This is a genomic window from Streptomyces sp. NPDC002156, assembly GCF_053593675.1.
Genome location: NZ_JBSFDA010000002.1, coordinates 176393 through 198819, shown reverse-complemented (window position 1 = coordinate 198819; position 22427 = coordinate 176393). Strand labels below are relative to the sequence as shown.

23 protein-coding genes are annotated in these 22427 nt (G+C 70.1%); 14 read left to right on the top strand and 9 right to left on the bottom strand.

What is annotated here, in order from left to right; genetic code table 11:
* Positions 1-57 precede the first annotated feature (57 nt).
* The 3 genes from ACWCRB_RS02270 (at position 58) to ACWCRB_RS02260 (ending at position 2145) form a co-directional block, all read left to right on the top strand.
* A complete protein-coding gene (locus ACWCRB_RS02270; RefSeq protein WP_450994187.1) occupies positions 58-708 on the top strand; it encodes a hypothetical protein in 651 nt (216 codons plus the stop codon).
* 95 nt (positions 709-803) lie between these two features.
* On the top strand, positions 804-1226 hold the full coding sequence (locus ACWCRB_RS02265) for an acyl-CoA thioesterase (protein ID WP_450994186.1): 423 nt from the start codon (positions 804-806) through the stop codon (positions 1224-1226).
* Between the two features lie 103 nt (positions 1227-1329).
* The gene (locus ACWCRB_RS02260) at positions 1330-2145 is read left to right on the top strand and encodes a chitosanase (protein WP_450994185.1); all 816 of its coding nucleotides are present in this window, start codon (positions 1330-1332) and stop codon (positions 2143-2145) included.
* Between the two features lie 82 nt (positions 2146-2227).
* Here ACWCRB_RS02260 and ACWCRB_RS02255 read toward each other — a convergent pair whose 3' ends face one another.
* The 7 genes from ACWCRB_RS02255 to ACWCRB_RS02225 form a co-directional block, all read right to left on the bottom strand.
* A complete protein-coding gene (locus ACWCRB_RS02255) occupies positions 2228-3601 on the bottom strand; it encodes an 8-oxoguanine deaminase (protein WP_450994184.1) in 1374 nt (457 codons plus the stop codon).
* A 22-nt stretch (positions 3602-3623) separates the two neighbouring features.
* Positions 3624-4517, bottom strand: a complete 894-nt coding sequence (gene pucL / locus ACWCRB_RS02250; RefSeq protein WP_450994183.1) for a factor-independent urate hydroxylase — start codon at positions 4515-4517, stop codon at positions 3624-3626.
* Positions 4518-4521: 4 nt separating this feature from the next.
* On the bottom strand, positions 4522-4920 hold the full coding sequence (uraH, locus tag ACWCRB_RS02245; protein WP_450994182.1) for a hydroxyisourate hydrolase: 399 nt from the start codon (positions 4918-4920) through the stop codon (positions 4522-4524).
* Positions 4921-4927: 7 nt separating this feature from the next.
* Entirely contained in the window at positions 4928-5437 is a 510-nt protein-coding gene (gene uraD, locus ACWCRB_RS02240) for a 2-oxo-4-hydroxy-4-carboxy-5-ureidoimidazoline decarboxylase (protein WP_450994181.1), read from the bottom strand.
* A gap of 130 nt (positions 5438-5567) precedes the next feature.
* Complete coding sequence (locus ACWCRB_RS02235) at positions 5568-5879, bottom strand: helix-turn-helix domain-containing protein (protein WP_235479830.1); 312 nt, start codon at positions 5877-5879, stop codon at positions 5568-5570.
* Positions 5880-5944: 65 nt separating this feature from the next.
* Positions 5945-6199, bottom strand: coding sequence for a hypothetical protein (locus tag ACWCRB_RS02230; RefSeq protein ID WP_369030358.1), 255 nt, complete (start codon positions 6197-6199; stop codon positions 5945-5947).
* A 119-nt stretch (positions 6200-6318) separates the two neighbouring features.
* Positions 6319-7221: a hypothetical protein gene (locus ACWCRB_RS02225; RefSeq protein WP_450994180.1), complete on the bottom strand. Its 903-nt coding sequence runs from the start codon at positions 7219-7221 to the stop codon at positions 6319-6321.
* A 329-nt stretch (positions 7222-7550) separates the two neighbouring features.
* On the opposite strand from ACWCRB_RS02225, the gene ACWCRB_RS02220 reads away from it, so the two are divergent.
* The 3 genes from ACWCRB_RS02220 (at position 7551) to ACWCRB_RS02210 (ending at position 9736) form a co-directional block, all read left to right on the top strand.
* Positions 7551-8390: a TIM barrel protein gene (locus tag ACWCRB_RS02220; RefSeq protein WP_450994179.1), complete on the top strand. Its 840-nt coding sequence runs from the start codon at positions 7551-7553 to the stop codon at positions 8388-8390.
* 62 nt (positions 8391-8452) lie between these two features.
* Positions 8453-9343, top strand: a complete 891-nt coding sequence (locus ACWCRB_RS02215) for a 2-hydroxy-3-oxopropionate reductase (protein ID WP_450994178.1) — start codon at positions 8453-8455, stop codon at positions 9341-9343.
* Positions 9344-9511: 168 nt separating this feature from the next.
* Positions 9512-9736, top strand: coding sequence for a hypothetical protein (locus tag ACWCRB_RS02210; RefSeq protein WP_450994177.1), 225 nt, complete (start codon positions 9512-9514; stop codon positions 9734-9736).
* Positions 9737-9987: 251 nt separating this feature from the next.
* On the opposite strand, the gene gcl is transcribed toward ACWCRB_RS02210, so the two are convergent.
* The gene (gcl, locus tag ACWCRB_RS02205) at positions 9988-11772 is read right to left on the bottom strand and encodes a glyoxylate carboligase (RefSeq protein WP_450994176.1); all 1785 of its coding nucleotides are present in this window, start codon (positions 11770-11772) and stop codon (positions 9988-9990) included.
* Positions 11773-11974: 202 nt separating this feature from the next.
* On the opposite strand from gcl, the gene ACWCRB_RS02200 reads away from it, so the two are divergent.
* Together ACWCRB_RS02200 and ACWCRB_RS02195 are read left to right on the top strand one after the other, a co-directional pair.
* Positions 11975-12733: a hypothetical protein gene (locus tag ACWCRB_RS02200; protein ID WP_450994175.1), complete on the top strand. Its 759-nt coding sequence runs from the start codon at positions 11975-11977 to the stop codon at positions 12731-12733.
* A 50-nt stretch (positions 12734-12783) separates the two neighbouring features.
* A complete protein-coding gene (locus ACWCRB_RS02195; RefSeq protein ID WP_450994174.1) occupies positions 12784-13410 on the top strand; it encodes a GNAT family N-acetyltransferase in 627 nt (208 codons plus the stop codon).
* 59 nt (positions 13411-13469) lie between these two features.
* Here ACWCRB_RS02195 and ACWCRB_RS02190 read toward each other — a convergent pair whose 3' ends face one another.
* A complete protein-coding gene (locus tag ACWCRB_RS02190) occupies positions 13470-14651 on the bottom strand; it encodes a PucR family transcriptional regulator (RefSeq protein WP_450994173.1) in 1182 nt (393 codons plus the stop codon).
* Positions 14652-14915: 264 nt separating this feature from the next.
* On the opposite strand from ACWCRB_RS02190, the gene ACWCRB_RS02185 reads away from it, so the two are divergent.
* The 6 genes from ACWCRB_RS02185 to ACWCRB_RS02160 all read left to right on the top strand — a co-directional run bounded on the left by ACWCRB_RS02185 (position 14916) and on the right by ACWCRB_RS02160 (position 22407).
* Positions 14916-15971, top strand: coding sequence for a Glu/Leu/Phe/Val dehydrogenase dimerization domain-containing protein (locus tag ACWCRB_RS02185; RefSeq protein WP_450994172.1), 1056 nt, complete (start codon positions 14916-14918; stop codon positions 15969-15971).
* The gene (locus ACWCRB_RS02180; protein ID WP_450994171.1) at positions 15968-17158 is read left to right on the top strand and encodes an MFS transporter; all 1191 of its coding nucleotides are present in this window, start codon (positions 15968-15970) and stop codon (positions 17156-17158) included. The genes ACWCRB_RS02185 and ACWCRB_RS02180 overlap by 4 nt, the downstream gene beginning before the upstream one ends.
* A 360-nt stretch (positions 17159-17518) precedes the next feature.
* Entirely contained in the window at positions 17519-18595 is a 1077-nt protein-coding gene (gene hppD / locus ACWCRB_RS02175; RefSeq protein ID WP_450994170.1) for a 4-hydroxyphenylpyruvate dioxygenase, read from the top strand.
* Complete coding sequence (locus ACWCRB_RS02170; protein WP_450994169.1) at positions 18592-19731, top strand: alpha-hydroxy acid oxidase; 1140 nt, start codon at positions 18592-18594, stop codon at positions 19729-19731. The genes hppD and ACWCRB_RS02170 overlap by 4 nt, the downstream gene beginning before the upstream one ends.
* Positions 19725-20270 carry a hypothetical protein gene (locus tag ACWCRB_RS02165; RefSeq protein WP_450994168.1) on the top strand — a complete coding sequence of 182 codons (546 nt, stop codon included), beginning with the start codon at positions 19725-19727 and terminating at the stop codon, positions 20268-20270. The genes ACWCRB_RS02170 and ACWCRB_RS02165 overlap by 7 nt, the downstream gene beginning before the upstream one ends.
* On the top strand, positions 20257-22407 hold the full coding sequence (locus ACWCRB_RS02160) for a malate synthase G (RefSeq protein WP_450994167.1): 2151 nt from the start codon (positions 20257-20259) through the stop codon (positions 22405-22407). The genes ACWCRB_RS02165 and ACWCRB_RS02160 overlap by 14 nt, the downstream gene beginning before the upstream one ends.
* Positions 22408-22427 lie beyond the last annotated feature (20 nt).

Below are 22427 nucleotides of genomic sequence, written 5' to 3'. Positions count from 1 at the left end.
CGAATCCACCGAATCGGCCCATGATCGAGGAGACCCGTGACCGGGGAGGAGTGCGCCATGACACGACCGCCGACCGCCGCCCAGCGACGTGTCATCGACGCCGCCGACCCCGTCACCGGCCGGCTGCGGGGTACGGAGTACCAGCTCGCCGCACTGGTGAAGCGCGGGCTCGCCTTCCGGCACCCGCGACCACCGCACGACCACTTCCTGACCCCGACGGGTCATCGCATACGGGAGGAAGCGCCGCGCAGGGACACACCGGCCGTCACCGAGGTCGCGCCTGCCTCCGCCGGGGCGACTGGCGTGTTCGCCGCGCGGGTGGGCGGCGAGGAGGAGATACCGGCCGCCGGGCCCGCCCGGACGCGCGAGGTGCACAGTGCCTGGCAGGGGCTGCTGGAGCTGCGCCGGATGACCAACACGGACGGGGCCATGGACCGTCCGTGCGGTTGGGAGCGTACGCATCTGGTGCAGGCCGCCGCGCTGGCGCTGGAGGCGGCCGGCCACCGCCCGGCCGACGGAGGTGGGAGCGGCGGTGGCTACCGGGTGCGGGCGACCCCGCAGCCGGAGGCCGTCGCCGTGCGCGAGCCCGACGGTGACGCGCTGCGGGCCTGCGCGGCCACGCTGGAGAAGGCCGGCTGGCAGGTCGGCGAGCACACCGAACCGCGTACCGGCGCCCGCTATCTGCTGGCGTCGCCCCGACGGACGTAACCGCTGTTCACACAAAGGCAGTTGACGCCTATGAGCGACCGCTCAGTACGCTGGCTCCGTCTTCGTGAAGCCGAGCAGTCGTGAAGGGGAGAGTCGTGGCCGAACCGTTTTCCGTCCCGGTGACCGTGCGCGGGTACGAGACCGATGTGCAGGGGCACCTCAACCAGAGCGTGTACGTCAACTACGCGGAGCACGCCCGCTGGGCGTTGCTCAAGGAGGCCGGGATCAGCCAGTCGGGGCTGATCTCGAAGGGCGTCGGACCGGTGGCCCTGGAGACCACCATCCAGTACCGGCGGGAGCTGCTCGCGGGCGACGAGGTCGAGGTGACGTGCGACTTCGTCTGGGGTGAGGGCAAGACGTTCCGCATCCGGCAGACGATCCGCAAGACCGACGGCACGGTCGCCGCCGAGATCACGGCGGTCGGCGGACTGATGGACCTCAAGGCGCGCAAACTGGTCGCCGACCCCAAGGAGTACTTCCGGGCCCTGGCGTCGGAGCCGCAACTCTTCGGACTCTGACCGGTACTCACAGCGACCTCCTACCCGCACCCCACGGCATTCCCAACTTGGCGCGCGACCCTCAACCTCTTCCTTTCGCGCCCTTTTTGGAGTTCACGTGCCGATGATGCACAGAGCCGCCGCCCGCCGTACTCTGCTGGCGGCGCTCGGCGCCACCGCGATCCTCACCACCCAGCGGATCGCGTCCGGTGCGACCACCGACACAACCACGACCGGGCTCGACGACCCGGACAAGAAGGACATCGCGATGCGGCTGGTGTGCAGCGCGGAGAACTCGTCCCTGGACTGGACGGCGCAGTACAAGTACATCCAGGACATCGGCGACGGGCGCGGCTACACCGGCGGGATCATCGGCTTCTGCTCCGGTACGAGCGACATGCTGGCCCTCGTCGAGCTGTACACCGAGCGGGTCCCGGACAACGCCCTGGCCGCTTTCCTGCCCGCCCTGCGCGCGGTGGACGGCACGGACTCGCACGAGGGCCTCGACCCTGGCTTCCCCACCGCCTGGCGCAAGGCCGCCAAGACGTCCGCGTTCCGTGCGGCCCAGGACGACGAGCGCGACCGTGCCTACTTCACCCCGGCCGTGGCCCGCGCCAAGAACGACGGTGTCGGCACGCTGGGCCAGTTCGTCTACTACGACGCCATGGTCATGCACGGCCCCGGCACGGACGGTGTCTCCTTCGGCGGGATCCGCACACGGGCCCGCTCGAACGCGGCCACCCCGGCCGAGGGCGGCGACGAGACGACGTATCTGAACGCCTTCCTCGACGCCCGGACGTGGGCGATGGAGCAGGAGGCCGCCCACGAGGACACCAGCCGCGTGGACACGGCCCAGCGGATCTTCCTCGACCAGGGGAACCTGAACCTGGACCCGCCGCTCGACTGGAAGGTGTACGGCGACAGTTACTACATCGGCTGACCAGCCGCTGCATAGGCTGTGTCGGCAGGACTCCGGCCGAGGGCCGTCCCCCTCGGCCGGAGGTCTTTTCGGGCCCCCTGAATCAGGCTTGCGCCGCGATGGCCGCCAGCCGCCGGGCCTCAGTGCGTGTCGAGCGGGCGATCTCGTCCTCGTCGACGTGCAGCAACCGCCCGTTCTCGACGATCTGTTCGCCGTTGACGAAGGACGCGGTGACCGGGGCCGCCGCGCCGAAGACGAGGGCGGTGACCGGGTCGGCGATCGACGCGTGGGCCAGCGTGTCCAGGTTCCAGAGGACCAGGTCGGCGAGCTTGCCCGCCTCCAGCGAGCCCGTCTCCCTTGCCCGGCCCAGGACTTGGGCCCCGCCGTACGTCCCGAGACGCAGCGCCTGTCGGGCGTTCAGGGCCGCTTCCCGGTGTGCCCCGAGGCGGTTGATGAGGAGGGCGTTGCGCAGTTCGGTGTGGAGTTCGCCGGACTCGTTGGACGCCGTGCCGTCGACGCCGAGGCCGACCGGGACGCCGGCCGCCAGCATGTCGGGGACGCGCGCGATACCCGCCGCCAAACGGGCGTTGGAGGACGGACAGTGAGCCACACCCGTCTTCGTACGGGCGAAGGCGGCGATGTCCGAGTCGTTCATGTGGACGCAGTGCGCCATCCACACGTCCTCGCCGAGCCAGCCCGTCGACTCGAAGTAGTCGGTCGGGCCCATGCCGAACAGCTCCTTGCAGAACTGCTCCTCCTCGACCGTCTCGGAGCCGTGCGTGTGCAGCCGTACGCCGAGACGGCGGGCCAACTCGGCACCCTCACGCAGGAGTTCGGTCGAGACGGAGAACGGTGAGCAGGGGGCCACAGCCACCTGGGTCATGGCGTCGAAGGAGGGGTCGTGGTGCTCGTCGACCGTGGCCTCGGTGGCAGCCAGCGCGCCCTCCAGGGTCTCGACGGCGAAGTCCGGGGGCAGGCCGCCGTCCTTCTCGCTGCGGTCCATCGAGCCGCGAGCGAGAGTGAAGCGGACGCCCATCTCGCGGGCCGCGCCGATGATCGCGCCGGACAGGTCGCCGGAGCCCTTCGGGAAGACGTAGTGGTGGTCCATGGCGGTGGTGACTCCGCCACGGGCCATCATGGCGAGCGAGCCCTGCGCCGCCGCGCGGACCATCGGCTCGTCGATGCGCGCCCAGGTCGGGTACAGCGCCACCAGCCAGTCGAAGAGGTTGTGGTCGGTGGCCAGGCCCCGGGTGATCCACTGGTAGTAGTGGTGGTGCGAGTTGATCAGGCCGGGCGTGACCAGGTGGCCGCTCGCGTCGATGCGCCGGACCACGTCCGCGAGGCCCTCGGGGGCCTTGCCCGCGCCGACCGACTCGATCCGGTTTCCGGCGATCACCACATGGCCGGACGCGTACTCGGTGTCGGCCGCGTCCACGGTCGCAACCGCGCAGTTCTCGATGACGATGCGCTGACTCATCGTACGAACGTCCTTAGAAGTCTCAGAGGTTGGGGAGGTCGGCGGGGATGCGCGCCTCGGCGCCGTCGCGCAGGATCGTGCCCTCGATCAGGCCGTACGGGCGATCGGCGGCGAAGTACACCTCGTTGTCGTTCTTGAGGCCGAAAGGCTTCAAGTCGACAAGGAAATGGTGCTTGTTGGGGAGCGCGAACCGCACCTCGTCGATCTCGGCGCGGTGTTCGACGATCCGCGCGCCCATCTGGAAGAGGGTCTGCTGGAGAGAGAGCGAGTAGGTCTCCGCGAAGGCCGAGAGCAGGTGCTTCCGCGTCTGCTCGTACGACTCCTCCCAGTCCGGCATCTCCCGTGCGTCGTCGGACCAGTTGAAGCGCCAGCGCGCGGACACCTGGGTCGCCAGGATGCGGTCGTACGCCTCGGGGAGCGTCGTGTACTTGTCCTTGACGTAGCCCCAGAACTCGGAGTCGGTCGTGTTCATCACGACCAGGTCCTTGAGCCCGGAGATCACCTCCCACGACGAACCGTCGTAGGTGATCTGGGTCAGCCGGGTCTCCTGACCCTGCCGGGCGAACGAGTGCTCGCCCTCCCCCGCCGCCTCGATCCGCGTCCAGGAGTACTCCTCGATCCGGATGCGCGCCTTCTCGATCGGCTCCTGGCTGGTCACGAAGTGCCGGGCCAGATGGATGCCGAACTGCTCGGCGGAGTCGATGCCGTGCTCCTTGGCGAAGGCGTACACCGTGTTCTTGGTGGTGTCAGTCGGCAGGACGTTCGCGTTCGAGCCGGAGAGGTGGACCTCGTCCATGTCGCCGGAGAGCGACACGGAGACGTTGAGATCCTTGATGTGGTGGGTGGCGCCGTCGCGGGTGACGCGCACGACGCGGTTCTCGGCCTTGCCGTACTGGTTCTGTCCCAGGATGGGCATAGAGCTAGCTCCCTCGGTATACGGAGTAGCCGAACGGGTTGAGCAGCAGCGGTACGTGGTAGTGCTCGCCCGGTACGACGGCGAACGTGATCGCCACCTCCGGGAAGAACGCTCCCGCCGCACCGCTGTCCCGATTCGCGGGGGCGTCCTGCTGCGCATCGGCCTGTTTCTTCTCGAAATACGGCTCCACGGCGAAGTCGAGCCGTACATGGGCGGTCCCCTCCGGCAGTGCCGGGAGGTCCTTGCACCGCCCGTCCGCGTCGGTCGCGGAGCCGCCGAGCGCCTGCCAGTCCGCGTCCCGGCCCGAGCGGGCGGAGAGCTGGACGCCGACGCCCACGGCGGGTCGGCCGATGCTGGTGTCCAGGATGTGCGTGGACACGGAGGCGGTGGTGCTGGTGCTCATGGTGTGCTCAGTCCACTTCGACGAGTCGGGCCAGACGGATGCGGTTGATCTTCCCCAGTTCCGTACGGACGATCTCCCGCTCCCGCTCCGGCGTGTTGCCGATCCGGTCCCTGACCGCGTCGCGCATCTGCTCGCCGGTGCGGCCGGTCGCGCAGATCAGGAAGACATGGCCGAACCGTTCCTGGTAGGCGAGGTTCAGTTCGAGCATCTCGGACTTCAGCTCGTCGGAGGCACCGGCCATACCGCGCTGCTCGCGGGCGGAGGTCGGGTCACCGGGCTTGGGGCGGCCGATCGGCGGGTGGCCGGCCATCGCTTCGGCGAGGTCGTCGGCGGTCAGTTCCGTCATTGCCGCGTCGCTCGCCGCGTACAGGTCCTCGGCGGTGGCGTACGGCCGTCCGGCGAGCAGGTGGCGCCCCCAGGCGGCGGAGGCGCAGGCCTCATGGAGGGTGGTGCGGGCCGCGGAGTCCTCCAGGGCGTTGAACCGGGCGAGGCCACCAGGGGTCGTACTCGACGTCACGGCAAGCCTCCGTGGCCTTGTGCGTACTGGACGGGCTCCGCACAGCTAACGCCTTCCGGCGACAAGACGTCAACACTTTGTTGAAAATTCCGGGTTACGGCGTCCCCCCAACGGCGTCCCCCGAGGCCCGTCAGGCCTGCTTCTCGCGGTTCAGGTAGTTGTAGACCGTGAAGCGGCTGACCCCGAGGGCGCCCGCCACGGTCTCGACCCCGTGCCGCACGGAGAAGGCGCCGCGCGCCTCGAGTATCCGTACGATCTCCTGCTTGGCCTTGCGGTCCAGTTCGGCCAGCGGCTTGCCGTGCTTGCGCTCCAGGGCGGCCAGGATGTGATCGAGCGAGTCGGCGAGCTGCGGCAGGCGTACGGCGACCACGTCGGCGCCCTCCCAGGCGAGCACGACGTCGTCGGGGCCGGCCTGGCCGGGCGGCACCATCTCGCCGCCCATGGCGTCGACCAGCGGTTTCACGGCCGCCACAAAGGCCGCGCCGGCGGACCCGTCCCCGCCGCCGGTCACTGACCGCCCTCCCCGTCGATCACGTTGACCTGGAGCGAGATCCGGGTCGCGCCGGCTTCCAGCGTCTTGCGCAGCAGCGCGTCGAGGGCGGTGAGCACGGCGTCGGCGCGGCCCTCGGCGGTGTTGCCGAACGGGCCGACGTCCACCGCGTCCAGATCGGCCGCCTCGATGACCTCGCGGGCGACCAGCGCGTGGGCGGGCGCCTCGTCGAGGTCGAAGGGCTCGGTCGTGAACTCCACTCTCAATCGCACTGTGCCCCCATGGCATCGGCTCCCGGTCGCTCGGGCTCGACCCTAACGGACTCCCCGGCGGCAATCACCAGCGATGCCCGCCCGGGCCTACGACCGTGCCCCCGAGACCACCAACCGGCCTACAGCCGCAGGGAGTTCACCTCCAGGGCAGCATCCGGTGCGGTGTCACGCACGCGGGTGGCACGCCCTCGGCGGGCGAGGGAGGCGGCCAGTGCTGCCAGCGCTGCGAGCGTCGCCCAGCAGGCCGCCAGAGCGGGCAGCGGGGTGGCGGCTCCGCCCGCCTGGCGTACGTAGGCGAGTGCCGCCGAGTCGGCGTGGGTGCCCAGCAGTTGGGCGGCGGCGAGCGCGCCCGCGACGAGCACGGCAGCGGCGGCCACGAGCGACGACCGGCTGAACCAGAGCGCCGTACCGGCCAGCAGACACAGCACGGAGACGCCTAGCGAGGCGGCCAGTCCGTGCTTCGGCGCGTCGACCCAGTCGAGCGGGAAGTGGGCCGCGCCGCAGAGCAGGACGAGGACGGCGGCGGCACGGCGGAGCCAGAGGCGGGCCGACTGCTCCTCGCCCTGCGGTGCGGTGTGCGCGGGGGCGGGCGCGGGTGCGGACGCGGGATTCCGGTCCCGGTCATGGACCTCGCCCCGACCAGGGACCTCACCCTGGGCCTCGTCGAAGCGGCCGATCAGCTGGACGAGGTCTTCCACGGGTCTGCCGGTGGCGGCCGCGTGCAGGGCCTGGGCCTTGGCGTGTGCGGCGTGCGGGGCCGCGTGCAGGAGGGCGACCAGGCGGCCGACCTCGACCACGGGCCGCTGCTCGGCGGCCGTCCGGATCGCCTCGTCCATCCGGTCGACGCCGCGCTGCGGCGGGCCCAGGAGTTCCACGAGGCGCGAGACGTCCTCCACGGAACGCGCCACCGCCGCCACCCGCAGGACGGACGCGGCGATCGGCAGGCCGTCGGGCGACTGCTCCAGGAGGGTGACGAGTTGGACGACGTCGTCCAGGGGTCTGGCGACGACCACAGTGCGCACCAGCTCGTCCGTACGTATTCGGGTGACGGGAGGATGTTCGCCTGTTCCGGGGTTCTCCGGGCAGACAGGGAATGGCTCGACGGCCATGTTCGCCTCACAACTTCAGGGCACTGACACACGGGCAACGTGCGCCCCGCTCATATGAACGTTGCACCTGTCTAACCGCCCTCTTCCCACCCCGCCACTTGGGAGACCACAGGAGAGACCACTCGGGAGAGCCCTCTTGACAAGCTCCGACGCCCGGCGGCAATCTTCCAGTAGACAGAAATATATTTCCACAATACGGAATTCAGATCGCGAAGATCGAACCAAGAGGGGCGTCGACGGCCATGGGATTCACAGAGCAGCGCTTCAACGTCAACCTGTCGATCCTCTTCACGGAACTCCCGCTCCTGGAGCGCCCGGCGGCGGCCCGGGCGGCCGGTTTCACCGCGGTCGAGCTGTGGTGGCCCTGGCTCGACTCCCCCACGCCGGAACAGTCCGAGCTGGACTCCCTGCGGGCCGCGATCGAGGACGCGGGCGTCCGGCTCACCGGTCTGAACTTCTACGCCGGACAGCTGCCGGGCCCGGACCGGGGCGCCCTCTCGTTGCCCGGGGCGGAGTCCGAGCAGTTCCGCGCCAACATCGAGGTGGCCGCCGGTCTGGCCGAGTCGCTCGGCTGCGGCGCCCTCAACGCGCTGTACGGCAACCGGATCGAGGGCGTGGACCCGGCGGAGCAGGACGCGCTGGCGCTGGAGAACCTGGTGCTCGCGGCCCGGGCCGCCGACCGTATCGGCGCGATCCTCCTCGTAGAAGCGCTCAACAGGCCGGAGTCGCCCCGGTACCCGCTGGTCAGCGCCCCGGCCGCCGTGGAGGTCGTCGACCGGGTCAACGCGGCGACGGGCCTCGACAACGCCCGTTTCCTGATGGACCTCTACCACCTGTCCATGAACGGCGAGGACCTCCCGTCGGTCATCGACGAGTTCGCCGCGAAGACGGGCCACGTCCAGATCGCCGACAACCCCGGCCGTGGCGCCCCCGGCACCGGCACGCTCCCCCTCGCGGACCACCTCGACCGGCTGTGCAAGGCCGGTTACGCGGGCTGGGTCGGCCTGGAGTACAAGCCGGGCGACCGGCCGAGCGCCGAGGCCTTCGACTGGCTGCCGTACGAGGCGCGCCGAACCCCCTGACACCGCAGAGCAGCAGAGCAGCAGACCGACAGAGAACCAAAGAGCCAGAGAGGCACCCCATCATGAGCAATCTCCCCCGGGTCGCCTGGATAGGCCTCGGCATCATGGGCTCCCCCATGTCCGAGAACCTGATCAAGGCGGGTTACGACGTCACCGGCTTCACCCTGGAACAGGACAAGCTCGACCGACTGGTCGCAGCCGGCGGCACCGCGGCCGGCTCGATCGCCGAGGCCGTGCGCGACGCGGACGTGGTGATCACGATGGTGCCCGCGTCACCGCAGGTCGAGGCGGTCGCGTACGGCCCCGAGGGCATCCTCGCGAATGTGCGGCCCGGTGCCCTGCTCGTCGACATGTCGTCGATCACCCCGCAGACGTCGGTGGACCTGGCGAAGGCGGCGGCCGAGAAGGGCGTCCGGGTGCTGGACGCGCCCGTCTCGGGCGGTGAGGCGGGCGCGGTCGAGGCCGTGCTGTCCATCATGGTCGGCGGTGCGCAGGCCGACTTCGACGTGGCGAAGCCGATCTTCGAGGCGCTGGGCAGGACCATCGTGCTGTGCGGTCCGCACGGTTCCGGCCAGACGGTGAAGGCCGCGAACCAGCTGATCGTCGCCGTCAACATCCAGGCGTGCGCCGAGGCCGTGGTCTTCCTGGAGAAGTCGGGCGTGGACCTGCGGGCGGCGCTTGAGGTGCTGGGCGGCGGGCTGGCCGGCTCGACGGTGCTGGCGCGCAAGAAGGACAACTTCCTGAACCGCGACTTCGCGCCGGGCTTCCGTATCGACCTCCACCACAAGGACATGGGCATCGTGACGGACGCGGCCCGCACGGTCGGCGCCGCGCTGCCGGTCGGCGCGGTGGTCGCCCAACTCGTCGCGTCCCTGCGTACCCAGGGCGACGGGGGCCTGGACCACTCGGCGCTGCTGCGGGGCGTGGAACGCCTGTCGGGCACCAAGGCCTGACGCCCCTTCCACCCTCCCTCCCCCAGATCTTCCGGGCGGCGCCACCGCTGACAACTGTCCTGTCGCGCCCAGGCGTTGGCGCCGCCCGGAAACCCACGGCGATTCCCCCTGCCCGCGTGGCCCGGTTCCCGATGTGCGGAACGGGTGCGCGGGCAGCACGCTGGGAGCATGGACGTACCCAGCATCGTCGTGCATCCCCCGGCCCTGGACGGATCGAGGCGGGTCACCGCCGGGGACGAGACACTCGGGGTCGCCTCCCACCTCGACGATGTCGTCGAGGCGCTGCGACTCGCCGATCTGGAGTGGATCGACCCCGAGACGAGCGACCTCGTCGAGTGGCAGGGCGGCGGGCCCGAGGACTGGCCTGGGCTCTCGGAGCATCACGAGCAGTGAGGGTGCCGCGGCGAGGGCGCGCGTACCCGGCCGCCTGCGTACGGCGGCTTGCGTACGGCGGCTTGCGTACGGCGGCTTGCGTACGGCGGCTACGCAACCCTCAATCTAGCTCTGAACACGGCTCCGGGGGCTTCAACTGCCGCCGGGTTCGGGCACATTGAGAGCAGCACGGGGAACAACGCACGGGGGAACAACGGGGGAAGCAATAAGGGGTGCCCAAGCGGGCACCCCTTTCTCGCGTGTCGTCGCGGTCAGACCTTCAGCGGCCTGATCGAGGTCGGCGCGTGCCCCGGTTCGGTCGCGATGTCCTCGAACTCCACCACGTTTCCTATGTCGTTGGTCGTCGACATGGAGATGTTCGTGATGCGTTCCAGGATCGCCTCGACGACCACCGGGACCCGGTGTTCGGCCGCCAGCTTCTTGGCCTGCTCGAAGGCGGTGGCCAGTTCGGCCGGGTCCGTCACGCGGATCGCCCTGCAGCCGAGGCCCTCGGCGACCTTGACGTGGTCGACGCCGTAGGCGCCCAGTTCGGGTGAGTTGAGGTTCTCGAACTCCAGGTTGACCTGGAAGTCGATGTCGAAGGCCCGCTGTGCCTGCCGGATCAGGCCGAGGTAGGAGTTGTTCACCAGGACGTGGACGTACGGGATGCAGTGCTGGGCGCCGACCGCCAACTCCTCGATCATGAACTGGAAGTCATAGTCCCCGGAGAGGGCGACCACGGACGCCTCGGGGTCGGCGACGGCGACGCCCAGCGCGGCCGGGATCGTCCAGCCGAGGGGGCCCGCCTGGCCGCAGTTGATCCAGTGGCGGGGCCGGTAGACGTGCAGCATCTGCGCGCCGGCGATCTGCGAGAGGCCGATCGTGGTCACGTACCGCGTCTCGGGGCCGAAGGCCTTGTTCATCTCCTCGTACACGCGCTGCGGCTTGATCGGGATGTCGTCGAAGTGCGTACGGCGCTGGAGACGGGCCCTGCGCTCCTGCGTGGCCGCCGCCCAGTCGGAGCGGTCCGGGAGGCCGCCCGTGTCCCTCAACTCCCTTGCCACCGTGACGAAAAGCTCCAGTGCGGCCTTGGCATCGGAGGCGATGCCGTAGTCGGGGGCGAAGATACGGCCGATCTGGGTGGGCTCGATGTCGACGTGCACGAAGGTGCGGCCGGCGGTGTAGACGTCGAGCCGGCCGGTGTGGCGGTTGGCCCAGCGGTTGCCGATGCCGAGGACGAAGTCGGACTCCAGGAAGGTGGCGTTGCCGTAGCGGTGCGAGGTCTGGAGGCCGACCATGCCGGCGTTCAGCTCGTGGTCGTCGGGCAGCGCGCCCCAGCCCATGAGGGTGGGGACGACCGGGATGCCCGTCAACTCGGCGAACTCGACGAGGAGTTCGGCCGCGTCGGCGTTGATGATGCCGCCGCCGGCCACGATCAGCGGCCGGTGCGAGGCGTTGAGCATCGCGAGCGCCTTCTCGATCTGGGCGCGGGTGGCGGCTGGTCGATAGACGGGCAGCGGTTCGTAGGTCTCGGGGTCGAACTCGATCTCCGTCTGCTGGACGTCGACCGGCAGGTCGACCAGCACCGGCCCCGGGCGGCCCGACCGCATCAGATGGAAGGCCTGCTGGAGGACGCCGGGCACCTGGGCCGCCTCCAGGACGGTGACGGCCATCTTCGTGACCGGCCGGGCGATGGAGGCGATGTCGACGGCCTGGAAGTCCTCCTTGTGGATCACGGCGGTGGGCGCCTGTCCGGTGATGCAGAGGATCGGGATCGAGTCGCCGGTCGCGGAGTACAGGCCTGTGATCATGTCGGTGCCGGCGGGGCCCGAAGTGCCCACGCAGACACCGATGTTGCCGGGGTGGGTGCGGGTGTAGCCCTCGGCCATGTGCGAGGCGCCCTCGACATGGCGGGCGAGGGTGTGGCTGATCCCGCCGGAGGCCTGGAGCGCCGCGTAGAAGGGGTTGATCGCCGCGCCGGGCACACCGAACGCGTGCGTGACGCCCTCCCGCTTGAGGATCTCGACTGCCGCGCGGGCAGCGGTCATACGTGCCATGGAGCAACTCCTCGGATTCGTACTCCCGTCGCGCCCCGCGGAGAGTTGAGCCTTCCGTGACAGTTTCCACATTGTGGAACCTAATTTCTGCTATCTGGAAACAATGTAAGTGGGGCCGGAAAGGCCGTCAAGAGACGGACAAGCGGGGGTTCCGTGCAGCACGATGGGGCTCTGACCCCGACATCACGTAGTGGAGTGGGCCATGGCCGAGAGCATGCCGGTGCGATGTCCGGCCTGCCTGCGCGAGCATCTGTACGCGGCACCCTCCTATCCGTGCGCGTGCGGTAAGCCCGTCAGTCCGTCGCTCGACGAACGGGCGTCCGCGACAGCCGTCACCCACCGGGTCTGGGACGAGGAGTGGGTCACGGTGCGCTGCGGGGCCTGCGGCCGGGGAGACCAGTGGCCGCACCCCGAACTGGGCTGCCCCTGCGGCACGGTCCTGCGCATCCCGGTGACACGGGCGGCCCAGGACGCCCCCGAAGACCGTCCCCAGCCGACGGACGCCGCGCCCCCTCCGAGTGGCACCGCGAAGCTCCCGGGCGTCCTCCGCGCCCCGCGACCCCACCCGTCCGCCCGCCCCCGGCGCGCCTTCCAGCCCGTCACCATCCGCACCGCACGCGACGCCGTCACCGCCGCCGCGCTCTATCTGCGCTGGCTCGGCTACCAGGACATCCGCCGCGCGGACCAGCGCCCCCCGTCCGGCGTCGGCCTGGCCGCGCGCGGTGTCCTGGCACAGGTCGACCCGACGGTGAGCCCGGCATCACTGCGGGACATCGAGTGCCTGTGGCTGACAGCGATGACGGAGTCCTCGAACTGCGTCTACTTCTCCCTCGCCGGCTACGACAGCGACGCCCGAGCCCGAGCCGACACCCTCGGCATCCCCCTCTTCGTCCTCGACCTGACAGGCACTCCGCAGCCGGTCAACAGCCCGGCCGACGACCTGGACGCCACCGGAGTCTGAGACCGAAAACCCGAGTACCCGAAGCACACCCCCTGCCGGATACTCGGCGAATGCACATCCGCCCGGCCACCCCCGCCGAACTCCCGACGCTCCGAGCAATCGAACGCGCGGCAGGCACCCCCTTCCGCACCCTGAGCAGCTCCAGCAAGGCCGCGCCCCAAAGGGGCGCGGGGCGGTATCGATATGCGGCTCCGCCGCGGGGCGCGACCAGCCACGACGGCGCAGCACCAAACCGACAACCCCCCACGGCACCCCCCGACATGGCGGAGATCGCCGACGACGAACCGCCCTCCGTCGAAGTCCTGGAGCGATACCGAGAAGCAGGCCACGCCTGGGTAGCCGCCGACGACGAGAACCACCCCGTCGCCTACCTGGTCGCCGAACCCGTGGACGGCGCCCTCCACATCGAACAGATCTCCGTCCACCCCGACTTCGCCCACCGCCGCATCGGCGAAGCCCTCCTCGCGTACGCCACCGACCGCGCCGCCGAGGAAGGCCTGACGCACCTCACCCTGACCACGTTCACCGAGGTCCCCTGGAACGCGCCCTACTACGCCCGCCTCGGCTTCCGCACCCTCGACGAGGCCGAACTCACCCCGGGCCTGCGGAAGATCCGCGCCGCCGAGGCCGAGCACGGCCTCGACCGCTGGCCGCGCGTCTGCATGCGCAGGCCCTGAAGCAGCGTCCAGCACGCAGCGCGTCGTCCGCCGCTTGCGGACCTGGTCGGATGAGCGTTTCAGAGTGTCGGCAGGCCGAGCGCGATGATGGTGGACGACAGGCCCTGCCAGGTGCGTACGTCCCAATCCGTGAGTTGCTGCCAGCGCTGCAGGCGGTACTTCACGGTGTTCGGATGTACGTGCAGGACGCGGGCGGTCGCGCTGAGCGAGAAGCCGTTCTCGGCGAACCTGAGCACTGTCTCCGCCAGGTCGGGGTGTTGTCGCGCGGCCTCTCTGCGCGGCTCGAGCAGCACCGCGAAGCGTTGCGCGGTGGGCGCCAAGGTGGCGAGCAGCCAGTGGTCGGCAAAGGACTTCACCTGTCCCGGATCCGTCAGCGGCAGCGCCGCTCTCGCGTCCGCCATGCTCATCGCGGCGCCGGGCAGCCCGGTCCGCCGCAGGCCGACGCCGAAGCTCGCATCAGGGTTCTGCCGCTGGGCCGCTTCGACCACGGCCTGCGGCGAGATGTCCTGGATCAGGGCGATCATGAGGTTGCCGCGGGTCGCGCAGCGCAGCGTGCCCGGCCACCGGCGGTGCCGCAGATCCATCATGCGCTCGTCGGTCCAGGCCTCGGCCGGTGAGCACAGAGCCTGGAACTCGCCGGCCGGGTCGAAGGTGAGGGCGGCGGCCAGTTGTTCGAGGTCGACGCCTGCGGGCGCGGCGGTGGCAAGGCCGTCGAGGAACTGGTGGGTCAGCCTCAGGAGCGTGGCGTCGGCGGCGCGTACGGCGACGCCGTACGCCTCGGCGGCCGCGCTGCTGGAATGCTGCACCCACGTCCAGACCATCCCGACGATCGAGACGAGTTGCGCGACGACCCGGGTGTCGTGCGACTGGGCACGAGCGAGCAGCACGTTCCACATCTCGCGGTAGCCGACGTGGTAGGCCTCGACGAGGGCGTGCAACGGCAGGCCGGTGGCGGCGCGTTCGGCTCCGAGTGCGTGCGCGGCCTCGACCTCTTCGCGGGTGGGCGAGCGGCGTGCGGCCACGCCGGTCAGCAGTCCCTGGTAGTGGCGGGTGACGTCGCGTTCCTGCTGATCGCGGTCCACGATCTGATAGCTCGGGATTTCGAACCGTATGCGGTCGACGATGTTCGGGATCACCGTGGGCAGTTCTGCGGCGAGTGATTCGCAGAGTTCGACGACGGGCTGCCACGTCACGGTGGTGTCGGGCTGAGCCCCGGCCCCCTCGGTCACAGACTCCACCATCGCCCCTCCCGATGTGGATTTCATAGTGATCTCTCTCGCGATTGTATGGCAGCTTCCTGTGACCACGCGTCGACGAGAGGCGATCAAGAACGCGCATGCCGCCCTTTTGTGGACTTCGCAAAGACGACGCCGGGAAGTTCTCGGATTCGGTTCTGGTCCCGCCGACCGGTCGTCGGCAGGCTGGACAGCGGACGCCGCGGGGGCCTGGTCCCCGGCGACGGGCCGAAAGCATCTGGGTGCACTGGAGGACGCGTGGAGACTCCGATGGAGTTCAGTCATGAATCGGTCGTGATGCGACGCGGGCGGCGGAGCCGGCTGCCGATCGTCGTCGCCGTGCACTCCACCGTTCTCGGCCGTGCGGTCGGCGGCTGCCGGATGTGGGCGTACGACAGCTGGGAGAGCGGCCTGCGCGACGCGCTGCGCCTGTCGGAGGGCATGACCCGTAAGTGCGCTGCCGCCGGACTGCCGAACGGCGGCGGCAAGACGGTCGTGGTCGTCCCCGCCGGGCGGAGCCTCACCGCGGACGAACGCCGCGCGGCGCTGCACGACGTCGGCGACATCGTGGCGGAGTTCGAGGGCGCCTACGTGACCGGTCCCGACGCGGGTACCGGACCGGCCGACATGGCGGTCATCGGCGAACGGACCGAGTACGTGTTCTGCCGGCCGGAGGCCGTCGGCGGCAGCGGTGACCCCTCGCCGTTCACGGCCCTGGGCGTCGTCGCCGCGCTGCGCTCGACCTGCCTGGCGCTGTTCGGCTCGCCGGACCTGGCGGGCAGGCGATTCGCGGTGGTCGGCCTGGGACACGTCGGGGAGCAGATCGCCCGGCAGTTGGCGGCGGCGGGAGCCGGCCTGGTCCTGAGCGATGTCGACCCGGCGAAGCGCTCGCTCGGCGCGGAACTGGGCGCGGTGTTCGCCGAACCCGACGCGGCGGCCACCGCCGAGGTGGACGTGCTCGTCCCCGCCGCGCTCGGCGGCCTGCTGACCCGGGATCTGGTGGCGCGACTGCGATGCGGCGCGGTCGCGGGCGCGGCCAACAACCAACTGGCCGATCCCGCCGTGGCGGAGTTGTTGCGGGAGCGCGAGATCCTCTGGGCCCCCGACTACATCGCCAACGCCGGCGGTGTCGTCAACGCGGTCTCGCGCGAGGTCCTCGGCGACGAACCGGCGGAAGCGGTCAAGCGCATCGAGTCGATCGCCGACACCCTGACCGGCCTGTTCGAGACGGCCGCGCGCACGAGGATCACGACAGCGCGGGCCGCCGACGACCTCGCGCGCCGGCGGCTGGCCGTACCGGTTCCCACCGCGCCGGAACCGGCATGAACCCCCGGATCTACGTGCTGGCCCTGGCCACCTTCACCGTCGGCACCGAGGGCTATGTCATCGCCGGCGTGCTGCCGGCGGTCGCGGACTCCATGGATGTGTCCGTTTCAGTGTGCGGACAGCTGGTCACGGTCTTCGCGCTGGTCTACGCCCTGGCCGGGCCGCCCCTGATCGGCGCGTTCCGGAGGGTGCCGCCGAAGTCGGTGCTGATCTGGGCCATGCTGGTTTTCGCGCTCAGCAACGCCCTCGCGGCGTGCGCCCTCGACTATGCCGTGCTCGCGGCGGCGCGCGTGCTGGCCGCGGCGAGCGCGGCCCTGCTGGCCGGGCCGGCCGCCGCGGCGGCGGCCGCGCTGTGCCGTCCGCAGGACATGCCCAACGCGATCGCGGTCACCGCCAGCGGCAACGCGCTGGCGCTCACCCTGGGCGCGCCGCTCGGCACCTTGATCGGCGGACTGTTCGGCTGGCGGGGTACGTTCCTGTTCGTCACGATCCTGGCGCTGACGACCGCGCTGATACTCGCGGTCCTGCTGCCGACGGTGCCGGCGGCTCCCCTCGGCACCGGCCGGACCGAACTGCTGCGCAGCCCGGCCGTCCGGTGGAGTCTGCTGACCACCTTCGGGGTGTTCCTCGCCGCGTACTGCACCTACACGTATCTCGCGCCGATCGTCGAGCGGGCGACCAGGATGGGAAGCCAGGGTGTCGCGGCGCTGATGATCGTCTTCGGCGCGGGCGCGTTCCTGGCCGGGCGCACGATCGGCAAGATCCTGATCAAGGTGCCCGTGGCGCGGGTGCTGCGCGTGGCTCTCTCGCTGATGGCGCTGCTCCTCGCGACCATCGCCGTCGGCACCGCCTGGCATCCCCGCACCGTCGTGGAGATCGCCGCGTTTCCGGTGCTGTTCTGCCTGGGTGCCGCCTGGTGCTGCGGCGGGATCTCCCAGCAGACACGGATCGCCGCCCTGGCGCCCTCGCAGCGGTCCCAGGCTCTGGGGCTGCACTTCTCCGTGCAGTTCCTGGGCGTCGCCGTCGGCGGCGCCGTCGGCGGACTCGCCCTGTCGACGGGGGGACCAGTGGCCATTCCGGCCCTGTCCGCGCTGATCGCGTGCGTGTCGCTGCTCTCCGTGCGGCATACCGTCTCGGAAACAGCCGACTCACCGGATCGCGTGGCGCCCGCGACGATCCCGCGGTGATCACCGCGCGGGAGTGAGCAGCGGATCGGCCCGGAACGTTACTCAGAAGCGCCTCCAGACGTGGAGGCGCTTCTCTGCTTGTCCACATGTTCGCCTCACCAGGACGGGCTCCGGGAAAGTTCGACGAAATCCACAGAATACCGAGCCTCAGATTTGCGAGAATTGCAACCGGCGATTCCGAATTACCTGCTCAGCGTGCACTAGATGTGTCGTGAAACATGGATTCAATCTCGTGTTCCGTCGCGCCGCCGAATGTGGCCGTTGTCAAGCCGCCCGAGGGGACGGTACGTTCGAGTTGAGCAAGCAACAAAAGGGCCTGAGTCTGTTTTCGGTCGACTTCAATGCGTTTGGAGAACTGCCATGCATGTGTTGCGTGATGCTCGGTTGGATCACGTCGAGTTCTATGTCGGAGACATTGACGCGACCGTCGAAGATCTTGTCTCGAAATACGCCTTCGAGATAGCGGGAACGTCGAGCACGAGCGTCCGGTCCCACCGCTCGATCGCGTTAAGGCAGGGGGACATCGTCCTCTTAGTCACCCAGGGGCTGACCGAGGGTTCCCCGGTGTCCACGTGGGTCCGCGCCCATGGCGACGGCGTGGCCAACATCTGGCTGCGCACGCCGTCGGTCCGTACGGCCTTCGCGGAGGCCGTGGCCAACGGCGCCGAAGCCGTGCTTCAGCCGGTCGAGCGCGCCGGTGTGCTGGTGGCCGGCTTCGGCGCGTTCGGTGACGTCCGGCACGGCCTGGTCGAACGCCCGGACGATGCAGATCCCGGGCAACTGCCGCCGGGCATCGTCCCGGCACAGGAGTCCGCGTCGCGGGCGCCCGCGGAGTTCGGCGTGCTCGACCACTTCGCCTACCTCGTCGGCGCCGGCGACCTTCGGAACGCGGTGAAGTTCTACGAATCCGTCCTGGGCTTCTCGGTGATCTTCGAGGACCGGACCATGGTCGGCGGTCAGGGTATGGATTCCCAGGTCGTGCGCAACGCCGCGGGCGACGTCACGTTCACCATCGTCGAGTCCGCCGCGAAGCCGGGGCAGGCGCTGGACTTCATCGCGGAGTTCGTGCAGAACAACGCCGGGCCCGGGATCGAGCACATCGCGTTCGGCTGCGCCGACATCGTGACGGCCGTCCAGAAGCTGCGCGGGCGCGGGGTGGACTTCCTCGACACTCCGGGCGCCTACTACGACCAGCTGCCCGACCGCATCGGCGGCGTGGCCCGCCACGAACTCGAGCAACTGCGCGGACTGGGCATCCTCGCCGACCGGGACCACGGCGGCGAGCTGTTCCAGATCTTCACGCACTCCACGCATCCGCGTAACACCTTCTTCTTCGAGGTGATCGAGCGGGTCGGTGCCGAGACCTTCGGCAAGGGCAACGTCAAGGCGTTGTTCGAGGCCAGGAAGGCGGAGCGGAGCCAGCGGGAGGAACGGTGACGGAGGTGACGGAGGCCGGGCAACCGAGTCGGCCGCAGTCCGTGGCCGAGTTCACCGACGCGGCCCGCGCCGTGATACCGCCCGCATCCTGGGACTTCGTCTCCGGCGGCAGCGGTGCGGAACTGAGCGTGGCCGCCAACCGGCGCACCTTCGACAACCTGTACGTGGCGCCGCGGATGCTGCGGGACGTGTCGCACGTGTCGACCGCGTCCCGTCTGGTCGGCACCGAGGCGAGCCTGCCGGTGGCCGTCGCGCCGATGGCCTACCACGGGCTGGTCCATCCTGAGAGCGAGGCGGCCACCGCACGCGCGGCGAAGAAGGCGGGTGTGCCGTTCACCGTGGCGATGCTCAGCGGGACACCGGTGGAGCGCATCGCCGAGTCGGGTGCCGACCTGTGGTTCCAGCTGTACTGGCTGCGGGACCGGGGCGCCACGACGGAACTGGTGAGCCGGGCCGAAGCCGCGGGCTGCCAGGCGCTCATGCTCACCGTCGACGTGCCCCGGCTGGGCCGCCGCCTCAAGGACCAGCGCAACGGCTTCGCACTGCCGCCCGACGTCTACGCCGCCCACTTCCGCGGCGAGGCCGCGATCGGAGCGCAACGGGCCTCGGCCGAAGGCTCGGCCGTCGCCTCGCACACCACCGAGATGTTCGACCCCTCATTGTCCTGGAGCGACATCGAATGGCTGCGGGCGCGCACCCGGCTGCCGCTCGTCGTGAAGGGCATCCTGACGCGCGAGGACGCCCTCAGGGCGACGCGCGCGGGCGTGGACGCGCTGGTGGTCTCCAATCACGGCGGGCGTCAGCTCGACGGAGCCGTGCCCGCACTCACGGTGCTGCCGGAGATCCGGGCCGCGGTGGGAGACACGGTGGAAGTACTCGTCGACGGCGGCGTCCGATCAGGGGCCGATGTACTGAAGGCCCTGGCGCGCGGCGCCGACGGCGTCCTGCTGGGGCGGCCGGTCCTCTACGGGCTCGCCGTCGGCGGCGAGGCGGGCGTCGACGCCGTGCTGTCGCTGCTGCGCGAGGAACTCGAGACGGATCTCGCCCTGTCCGGTTGCCGCACCGTCGGCGAGGCCGCCCACCTGACAACGTACGAATTCAGAGCTTCCAGCAGTACGGGGACTGCAACATGGTGAAGCAGGACGTCATCAAGACGCTCGGTCCGTCGGGGACGGACGCGCACGCGGAGGCCGTACGCATCGGGGGCGAGAACATCGAGCTCTTCCCCTCCTTTCGTGCCGCCATCGACGATTCCGAGACACACGGCGGCAGGGCGCTGGTCGCCGCCGGGTATCTGGACATGAGCAACGGATCAGTGGTCGACTCCTGGGTCGATCTTCATTTCAGCAAGCTGCGATCGATGACGATGGTCGGGGTCTGGGAATCGCCGACCAAGCCCATGTGCGTCGCGGTCCATTCGGAGTTCTCCGGCGAGATCGCGGACATCCGCTCGGCGGCATCACACCCGGCCACCCTGCAGTTCGTGCGCGAGCACATGCCGGTCGACGTGACGGTCTCGACGGTGCGGGCGAAACCGGAGGCAGCACGGCTGGTGAGCGAGCAGGTCGTCGATGCCTGCATCGGATCGGTGGACGTCGTCGAATCCATCGAGAATCTGAAGATCTTGAAGAAATTGGAGGCGACAATGGTGTGGTGCCTTTATGAGCATCGCTGAAGTCGCCGCGGACGTGCGGGTCCGGATCGGGGCCCTGCGGGTCGCGCGCGCGTTTCGGGATTTCGTGGAACTGGAGGTTCTCCCCGGCATCGGCGTGGCTGCCGGGGAGTTCTGGGCCGGGTTCGAGCAGCTGATCGACGACCTCGCGCCGCGCAATCGCGCGTTGGTGGACCGGCGCCGCGAACTGCAGGACAGCGTGGACGCCTGGCACACCGAGCACCGCGGCGAGAACTTCGACGCGGACGCGTATCGCCGGTACCTGACAGAGATCGGCTACCTGGTCGCGACACCGGAGCCTTTCACCGTGGACACCGCCGGCGCGGACGCGGAGATCACGCGGATCGCCGGTCCACAACTGCTGGTGCCGGTGGTCGACGAGCCCTTCGTGCTCGAAGGGGTCAACGCCCGGTGGGGGTCGCTGTATCGCACCCTGTACGAGACCGACGTGATCCCTCCGGGCGACGCCGCCGAACGCCGCGAGGCGGTCATCGACTTCACTCGGGGCGTTCTCGACGTGATGGCGCCGCTCGACGAGGGCTCGCACGCGGAATCGACGCGCTATCAGGTCATCGACGGCGCCTTGCGCGTGCGGTTGTCCGACGGCACGTTCAGCACGCTGGCCCGCACGGCGCGGCTGGCCGGATTCCGCGGTGATCCCGCTCGGCCGTCGGTCGTGCTGATCGAACATCATCACCTGCACGTCGAGATCCGGTTCGACCCGGACGGCGAGTTCGGCCGCCTCGACGCGGCCGGCCTCCAGGACGTGGTCCCGGAGTCCGGGATCAGTACGATCATGGACTTCGAGGACTGTGTCGCCGCCGTGGACGTCGCGGACAAGATCGAGGTCTACCGTGCCTGGTTGCGTCTGATGTGCGGCAGCTACACCGCGCGGCACGGTGGCGGCGGCATGGATCCCGATCGTTGGTACACCGCCCCGGACGGCGGCCGGATCTCGCTGCCCGGGCGGGCACTGCTGTTCGCCCGGATCGTCGGGCAGTTGATGACCACGGACGCGATCCTCGACCGCGAGGGCGCCGAGGTGCCGGAAGTCATCGTCGACGCCGTGATCGCCACCCTGGCGGCGCTGCACGACCTGCGGGGCGACACCTCCCGCGTGAACTCCCGTGCCGGCGCGGTGTATCTGGCGGTGCCGAAACTGCACGGGCCGGACGAGTTCGCCTTCGTCGACGAGCTGTTCGGCCGCGTCGAGCGCCTGCTCGGACTGCCGGATCACACGGTGAAACTCGGGCTGCTGGACGAGGAGCGGCGCACCACCGTCAACCTGGCGGCGTGCCTTGAGGCGGTCCGGCATCGGGTCGTCTCCACCAACAACGGCCTGCTCGACCGGACCGCCGACGAGATCCACACCTCGATGGCGGCCGGGCCCATGGTGCCCAAGGCCGCCATGAAGACCCAGCACTGGCAGCTGGCCTACGAGCAGTGGCACGTCGACACCTGCCTGGCCCACGGCCTTCAGGGCCGGGCACTGATCGGTCTTGGCATGTGGCCCACGCCCGACCGGATGGGCGACCTGTTCGCGTCCAAGATCGGCCAGCTCTCCCTGGGCGCGGGGATGACCTGGGTGCCGACCGCCGTCGCCGCGACCCTGCACGCCGTGCACTACCACCGGGTGGACGTCGCCGACGTACAGCGCGAGATCGCGGCGGCAGGACCGCGCCGTTCGCTCGGCGAGCTCCTGCGCCCGCCTGTCGCCGAGACCGGAACCCTCACCGATCTACGGACGGAGCTGGACGCCCACTGCTACACCGTTCTCGGCTACGCGGTGCGCTGGATCGAGCGCGCCGTCGCCAGTTCCCCGATGCCCGCCTTCGACGGTGTCGTCGTACTCGAGGATCGCGCCACCCTGCGGATGTCGACCCAGCTGCTGGCGAACTGGCTGCACCACGACGTGATCACCGTGCGGGACGTGGACGACGGTCTGCGCCGGACGGCCGCGGTCCTCGACGACCGCCTCCGCGACGAACCGGGCTACCGGCCGCTGCTGCCCGCAGGGGAAGCCTCCCTCGTGTGGCAGGCGGCCCGCGAACTGATCGCCCGGGGCGCGACGGCGCCGAACGGCTACACCGAACCGGTGCTGTACCGATTCCGCCGCGAACAGAAGGCCCAGGCAACGTGATGCGGTCGGACCGACGCGAG

Coding starts and splice junctions, on each gene's coding strand:
- ACWCRB_RS02180 (WP_450994171.1), top strand. CDS start 15,968: ATGAACCCCCGGATCTACGTGCTGGCCCTGGCCACCTTCACCGTCGGC.
- gcl (WP_450994176.1), bottom strand. CDS start 11,772: ATGGCACGTATGACCGCTGCCCGCGCGGCAGTCGAGATCCTCAAGCGG.
- ACWCRB_RS02270 (WP_450994187.1), top strand. CDS start 58: ATGACACGACCGCCGACCGCCGCCCAGCGACGTGTCATCGACGCCGCC.
- pucL (WP_450994183.1), bottom strand. CDS start 4,517: ATGCCCATCCTGGGACAGAACCAGTACGGCAAGGCCGAGAACCGCGTC.
- ACWCRB_RS02220 (WP_450994179.1), top strand. CDS start 7,551: ATGGGATTCACAGAGCAGCGCTTCAACGTCAACCTGTCGATCCTCTTC.
- ACWCRB_RS02235 (WP_235479830.1), bottom strand. CDS start 5,879: ATGGGCGGCGAGATGGTGCCGCCCGGCCAGGCCGGCCCCGACGACGTC.
- uraH (WP_450994182.1), bottom strand. CDS start 4,920: ATGAGCACCAGCACCACCGCCTCCGTGTCCACGCACATCCTGGACACC.
- ACWCRB_RS02165 (WP_450994168.1), top strand. CDS start 19,725: ATGGTGAAGCAGGACGTCATCAAGACGCTCGGTCCGTCGGGGACGGAC.
- ACWCRB_RS02210 (WP_450994177.1), top strand. CDS start 9,512: ATGGACGTACCCAGCATCGTCGTGCATCCCCCGGCCCTGGACGGATCG.
- ACWCRB_RS02190 (WP_450994173.1), bottom strand. CDS start 14,651: ATGGTGGAGTCTGTGACCGAGGGGGCCGGGGCTCAGCCCGACACCACC.
- ACWCRB_RS02160 (WP_450994167.1), top strand. CDS start 20,257: ATGAGCATCGCTGAAGTCGCCGCGGACGTGCGGGTCCGGATCGGGGCC.
- ACWCRB_RS02255 (WP_450994184.1), bottom strand. CDS start 3,601: ATGAGTCAGCGCATCGTCATCGAGAACTGCGCGGTTGCGACCGTGGAC.
- ACWCRB_RS02215 (WP_450994178.1), top strand. CDS start 8,453: ATGAGCAATCTCCCCCGGGTCGCCTGGATAGGCCTCGGCATCATGGGC.
- hppD (WP_450994170.1), top strand. CDS start 17,519: ATGCATGTGTTGCGTGATGCTCGGTTGGATCACGTCGAGTTCTATGTC.
- ACWCRB_RS02200 (WP_450994175.1), top strand. CDS start 11,975: ATGGCCGAGAGCATGCCGGTGCGATGTCCGGCCTGCCTGCGCGAGCAT.
- ACWCRB_RS02185 (WP_450994172.1), top strand. CDS start 14,916: ATGGAGTTCAGTCATGAATCGGTCGTGATGCGACGCGGGCGGCGGAGC.
- ACWCRB_RS02195 (WP_450994174.1), top strand. CDS start 12,784: ATGCACATCCGCCCGGCCACCCCCGCCGAACTCCCGACGCTCCGAGCA.
- ACWCRB_RS02260 (WP_450994185.1), top strand. CDS start 1,330: ATGATGCACAGAGCCGCCGCCCGCCGTACTCTGCTGGCGGCGCTCGGC.